The following is a 6464-nucleotide window of genomic DNA, read 5'->3' on the forward strand; positions in this document are numbered from 1 at the left end:
ATTAACGATCTCTTGTTTTTTTATTCGGTAATTGGTGTAAGCCTAAATTTTCGTGATAATGGTATTGGTAGGTCTTCGCTGGATTAACTTGATAAAGAACCACTCTAAGCTCAGCAAAACGCTTGGTGGCTTGCTCTAAATCTATTTGAAAATAGTCAGCTAACTGTTGATAAATTGGATATGGTTTTAAATCAAACCAAAATTGATTGCCATTGGTGATTGTCAGATTTTCAATCTTATCTATGTCTATAGCGTTTAGCTCTGGCGTAAACTCATTTGGGTAAGCGTCTTCATTTTTCCATTGCCAGCAGTGTTCACCAGCTTCATCAACAAATAAGTAATAAGCCTCATCTTTTTGTGATTGCCTAAATCGTTGTTGTTTTTGTATCTCGCCACACCAATGAGGTGAATAATCCCACCAAGCCGATGCGGCTTTTTGGTTTTTATCTTGCTTATTCTTCAATTCAAACAACTGGTATTGCAGCGCGGCATATTCCAACTCAACTAAATTGAAAAATTTGCCACTTCTGTCTCTTTTATAAGGCGTTTTTAGTGAAATACTGTGAGTTGCATCGACTTTTTCATACTGCTCTCCACTCAGTACGCTATTAAGGTCATGACTAATAAGGCTAATTTTTTCAGATTCATAACCTGGCTTTTCAAAGCAAATTTTCTCTTGTTTTAATGCTTTGATATTTTGACTTAAAAGAAAAATATTAGGCTTGGATGGTAGTATGCTTCGATGTCTCAAAATGCGCCCAGCTAGTTGTACTATCGAGCGCATCGAGCTTGGTTCAACTATTGCCCAGTCATAGTCATGATCTCGCCCTACTTCTGCTACCGGAGATGCAAGCACCACAAAAATATGATGTTTGTTTGGGTATTGCTTTAACTTATCAGTTAGCTCCTTTGGTGGCCATGACCTGTCTTTAGCATTACGTTTAAGGCAAACATCAAGCTGTTGCTCTAAGTGAGAACGAATAGCAAGCGGATAAGCAGAATGATAAACACAATAATGGATACAGATATTGCTAGGGCTAGTAAGTGCTAATAATGCTTTGGCAACCGCTATCTGGGGGTTAATATTAGCCATGCGCACTAAACCAATAGAAAAGCTTATTCCGTGATAATCATTAGCATGTTCATCATGTAACTTTAAAACACCTTGATGAATTGTTTTTGCGTAGCGTTGATAAATACAGTCATGGTTCTCTTGCTTGATGACATCCAATATATAGCCAAGACGATTAGGCTGTATTTCCTTAGCTAATAATTGAATGCGCTTTGATACAAACTTGCTATGCGCTTGCCTAAAGTTACTATCATCAGCTATTAGCTCACTTTTAACTTTAAACTCATCAAACCAAGCACAACTTATTTCACCATTAAAGTTATCAATATTAGCGTTAGCAAATTGCTGCCAACCTTTTTTATAGGCTCTAAATAATGCATTAGCTAATGCTTGTGGCATAGTTGCAGTAGAAAGCAATACACGACTACCTAGCATACCGCTCCAATAAACAAGCCGAGTTAATGCAGGTAAGTCTTTTAGGCCAAAATCATCGGGTTCGTCGAGTATTAAATCAGAAGTTAATAACCTTAAGCTGGCTGGGATTTGTTGGCCACCTCTTATGCCCTCACATGCCGGCATAAGATGATCTATAGTGCAGACAAGCAGCGGCGCATTAAGTAGCTTTTCTATCTTATCATTGTGCTTTGTCCACCTTGATAAGCTATGGTGCTGACCCGCATACTTATAATCGATATGTAAGTCTTTATCTAATAAATCTTGTTCTGACTCACTACCTTTACCTTCAAGATTAGGTTGCTCCTTGATGGTGACTTTACTTTCGTCTTTTTCCTTCATTTCAAATAGTTGACTTACCGCCGAGCCTCCAACCAAGATAGCTAATTCTTCATCCGTCAGACCTAGCTCTTTACGATACTCTTTACCGGTTTGCAGTGTTAACGACCTTAAACCTAAAGCAACATTAAAGCGCGTTCGACCACATTCTTGACCTAAGGCAAACATTATTTTGGCATTGGCTAACGTTTTACCTTTTCCTGTCGATGCCATATTAATGCCGAAAAAACCATGTTTTTTAGTCTCTTTTCCTAAGGATTTAGCCAGTTTTTTGGCATCATTTTGCCAACCAAATTTCTCTTTATACTCTCCATCAACATTCGACGTTAGTGCGTTACTCTGCTCTAATTGTGGTAAATCATTGTTTAGCTTTATTAAGCCATCTGCGATTGTTGATGCGTAATGGGCAACGCCAATCAAATGCTCATCTAGTTGCTGCTTTGTTACTTTTTCTCCCTGCTTATTTTTTTCCGTATTTGCAATAACAGGATAGTTTTCACTACGCCAATCCAAACGTATATCTTCAACAGGCTTGGCAGAATAAGTATGATCAGCCAGCATTAAACAAAGCCGAGCTAGGTGGGTAGTAAAAGCATCATCATTTAGCCAATTTTTATTTTGATTGAAATTTAATTGTGCTTTAGCTGCTGATGCTACAAAACAAGCTTTAGAACACCAATGAAAACTATTTACGGGGCTACCATACTCTGTTAATGCCCAATTATCTTGCAACCTTGCTTGCTCATCATCATTGGCTGACTTAGGCGAGTTCCATAAAGCGGAAAAATTCTTTTCTTGCCAATACTCGGTTTCTGAAAATGGAGCGTTTTTTATAGAGATAGGTAACTTATGGTGAGAAAGGATCAACCAGCCTACTAATCGAGCAAAACCCGATAACTCCATTAAAGGGTTGCTATGCTCTTTGTCTTTATCAATGCCGTCTCTAATAAAGTATTCAAAATCACTTTTATTTGGTTGGACTAAGGCATTTATCCACTGAATATCTTTTTTATCGCCGACAAATGCTTGAAACATTCTTAGAGAAACCCACTCATGACGAAATGGCTCATGAGAAATCTTCGACTGCCCTTTCAGCTTCTTTTGAAACAGCACATTAGCTTTACCAAAGTCATGAAATAAACCTGCTATTGCTGCTGCGTGTTTTATTTCAGTAAATGTTTTCCAATAATGAGAATCATAATAATCAGAGGCATCAGCATGAGTATAATTAACCGGCACCACGCCTTCCAAATTAAACTTACTTTTATTCCCCACAACCCACAAAAGCTGACTTCGGGCACGGCTTCTGATCCAATGGCAACTCACCGCAGTGCTACGACTGGCAGTTTTACGCAGCATCTTTTTAACGGTATCAAGCCCATCTTGGGTGATCACGGTTTGCCATGTGTTGTCGCCAATGCGGTTGGCGAAGGCATCCAGTACACGTCTGGTTTTCTTGAGGGCGTTTTTCTCACATTGAGATACAAATGTGACCATCATAAGGCATCACCTTTTTGATCATTTTCAATGGCGGCTATTTGATCTTCACTAAACTCTTGCAATGCAACTTGCTTTACTTGATCAAACATATAATCCAGTGCTTTGTGGTCGGTAAACACTTGTAGGATCTGCTGTCGAAATTCTTGCTCGGTGGCATTTTCTTTGGCGCAGATAAATGCCCAAGGCAGTACCAATGCATCTTTGATTAAATCGGCAATGTCGAACACCAAGGCTCCGCGACGGGTTTTTCCATGCATCACCGCAAAACCATGAGGAATACCTAGCACCCACAAAGTACAGGCAGCCAAACCATAAGCGAGATAATTGCCGTGGTTTAAAAAATCATTAGCTTTGCCAATATCAACCTTTTTGGAAGATTTATGTTGGCGCTTAAAATCTTCACTGTCGGTTGCGTTTGCGGCATATTTATAAAGTACCTTGGTGAGCTGTGCTTCGGTTAACAGCAGCGCTTGTGAACTATTAGCTTTGTCTGTACGCGTAAAAAAGGTATCCAGCGCGCTTTGAATAGCTTTATCGTCAAAGTTAAAGCCTTCATTTTTTAAGTCTCGGTCTTTTTGCCAAACTTGCTTTAAAAATGCGATCCGTGCCTGCTGGAAGTGCTTTGCAGCATCTAAGCGCTTTTCATCATCAAACCAGAATCCCATCCAGCCTTGCAGGTACTCTGTTGGTCGATACTCATTTTGCGGTGTCATCCACTCAATTTCACAGCCCATGTATAAAGGCGTTGCACCGCCACCGCAAAAACCGACTAATACACCAGCTTGAGCAAGCATGCGCATCGCCGCTTGTGTAATTGAAGTACCATTACCCAGCAAAATAACCGTGGTATTGGCAACAGGGATATTAAAATAGAGGTTCTCTTTGGTGGCTTCGGTCAAATATAAAACGCGACCATCTTTTTGCATTACACGGCAATATTCCAGATAAAATAAGTTGGCACGTTTTGAGTGCAAAATGGCATTTAAATCGCTAGGGCTAAAGTCTTCCATCGTCTTCCACTTCCTTTGGGTTTAGACATAACCTACTGTTATCTATGTGCGGCTTCAATGCTGCACTTTTGATCAGTAAAATTTTTTACAGGTGTTTAATTCCAAAGTAGCTTTTGCTTTCTCAAAGCTCGATAGCAATCGGGGTCCATCACAATTTGCTGAGCTTCTGGGCTTGGGTGTTGCACATCTAAACGTAAGATACTGATCAAATAATTAAGCAGCGCCACGTTAGTTTTGAGCTGTTTTTTGTTGCCGCTCATATCAAAATCATGAGCAATGACTTGCTGAGCATAGTCACTTAAACGCGGATCTGGCATGATGGTTAACTTGACTTCCTGCTGCCATGCTTCATCATCTTGTTTGTACTTTTGTGCCTTACATTTAAATTCAGGACATGCAGATAAGATGCGAGATAGTGAAAAGTCTCTAAAGCCTCTTGCGTCTTCGCAATATGCTCTTAGGTGATAACGCAGGCCTGAGTTCACCAATGTATGTGGGCGAATAATACGCTCTGTTTCTCCACCTTCTTTTATCGACTGGTAACGGATATCGAGTACACTTTGCCGACGGCAAGCGTTTAATATGGGCCGCAAAATAGTGGGGTTGAGCTTTCTATGAGGTAAAGGGAGCGTTGCTATTGTCGAGGTACTTAGGTTATGTACATACTGCTCACCAATTAAATTGGCATACTCGGTAAAGTCTTGGGAAATATAGTTAGGTGTAAAGGGGGTTGCCAATACATAGGCTTTTTCAGACTCGTTATAATGCGCGTCAATTTGATAGCGCGCGATAAAGTCAGTTAGGTAACGCCTAGCGCTGGGTCTTGATAATTTGAACTTGTCTTGAAAAGTGCCTGTTTGGATCTCTCCTTGCCAAAATAACACCGCCTCAATATATCTAAAATATTGCTCTTCCTTAGCCTGCATAAATCACTTTTAGTAAAATTAACGTGAACAAAATGTATCAAAGTAAAATGTAGAAGTCATTGATCCGCGACAAAAATTAGGCGCAGCACGCTATTTTTTAACTAACTCAAAGTCTGGTTTAGTCTATTCATTGAACAGCTGTTATCTGCTAAGTTAAATCATATAAACTGCAAAAATAAGTTAAGTTACCAATGGATAGACTGCCAACGGATAAAATTGCTCACTTACTTGATATGATACTCACTCGTGGTTATATCTTCTTCTCATCAAATCAGTGGTACCTATTAAATACAGTTGGTTGCGTGTTTTACTTGTGGCTAACCAAAGACTGGCTTACTGCGATAGTGGGCGCACCAATTATAGGGGCATTAATAACATTACTGTTAAACATAGCTCTATTTTTCTTAGGTTTGTTATGTGTCTGTTTTCTTGTGTTGTTACTCGCTGTATTCACCTTAATAAATACCATTTTTCACAAACCTGTCAGTGAGAATCGATCTCGATTTCCATGATGCTCGGTTAAAAGGGAAATTGTGTTTACAGGTTTTACTAATGGCCTCTCATCGAAAAAACCAATGGTTTCCGAGGCAAGCTCGGAATGACGGAGGTGAGAATATGCAGATTTGTGGGTAGGTACCTCCAAAGCAGCCTGTACAATGCTCTCTATTCTTCGCCATCCTGATGAAAATCAGGAGCCAATTTTGTTCTTGTTGGGCCCCAAATTTATCACAAATACATCAAACTACTTGTGGTAGTAAAGCAACTTTTTAACGGTAAAACTAAGCCGATACCCGTCCATGGAGCTTGGTTACATCGGTCATCCATGACCTTATTCTAAGCGACTCACCCCTTGCGCTGCGAAACTGCGTTTCGGTCACTCATCACCTAAGCTGCCTGTGCGGCAGTGAATCGGAATAGTTCCAATACGGAGCTGAAATCCATCCATGGAGCTTGGTTACATCGGTCATCCATGACCTCACTTCCTCGCGCTGCGAAACTGCGTTTCGGTCACTCATCACCTAAGCTGCATGTGCGGCAGTGAACGGATTCGCTTTTGCTATCAAAAAGAAATCGCCTTTCTAAGCTGCCTGTGCGGCAGTGAACCAACGGCAACAGGCTTAACTAACTCTGTGGCATTTCTAAGCTGCCTGTTCGGCAGTGAAC

At 40.4% G+C, this 6464-nt stretch carries 3 protein-coding genes; all 3 read right to left on the minus strand.

What is annotated here, in order from left to right; genetic code table 11:
- Position 1: 1 nt before the first annotated feature.
- The 3 genes from cas3f to L1077_RS18450 all read right to left on the minus strand — a co-directional run bounded on the left by cas3f (position 2) and on the right by L1077_RS18450 (position 5300).
- The gene (cas3f, locus tag L1077_RS18440; RefSeq protein WP_237138409.1) at positions 2-3364 is read right to left on the minus strand and encodes a type I-F CRISPR-associated helicase Cas3f; all 3363 of its coding nucleotides are present in this window, start codon (positions 3362-3364) and stop codon (positions 2-4) included.
- A complete protein-coding gene (gene cas1f, locus L1077_RS18445) occupies positions 3361-4374 on the minus strand; it encodes a type I-F CRISPR-associated endonuclease Cas1f (RefSeq protein ID WP_237138410.1) in 1014 nt (337 codons plus the stop codon). Before cas1f ends, cas3f begins: the two co-directional genes overlap by 4 nt.
- 95 nt (positions 4375-4469) lie before the next feature.
- Complete coding sequence (locus tag L1077_RS18450; RefSeq protein WP_237138411.1) at positions 4470-5300, minus strand: helix-turn-helix transcriptional regulator; 831 nt, start codon at positions 5298-5300, stop codon at positions 4470-4472.
- Between the last annotated feature and the right edge of the window lie 1164 nt (positions 5301-6464).

Source organism: Pseudoalteromonas luteoviolacea, assembly GCF_021654285.1.
Taxonomy (GTDB): Bacteria; Pseudomonadota; Gammaproteobacteria; order Enterobacterales; family Alteromonadaceae; genus Pseudoalteromonas; species Pseudoalteromonas luteoviolacea_J.

Coding starts and splice junctions, on each gene's coding strand:
- cas3f (WP_237138409.1), bottom strand. CDS start 3,364: ATGATGGTCACATTTGTATCTCAATGTGAGAAAAACGCCCTCAAGAAA.
- L1077_RS18450 (WP_237138411.1), bottom strand. CDS start 5,300: ATGCAGGCTAAGGAAGAGCAATATTTTAGATATATTGAGGCGGTGTTA.
- cas1f (WP_237138410.1), bottom strand. CDS start 4,374: ATGGAAGACTTTAGCCCTAGCGATTTAAATGCCATTTTGCACTCAAAA.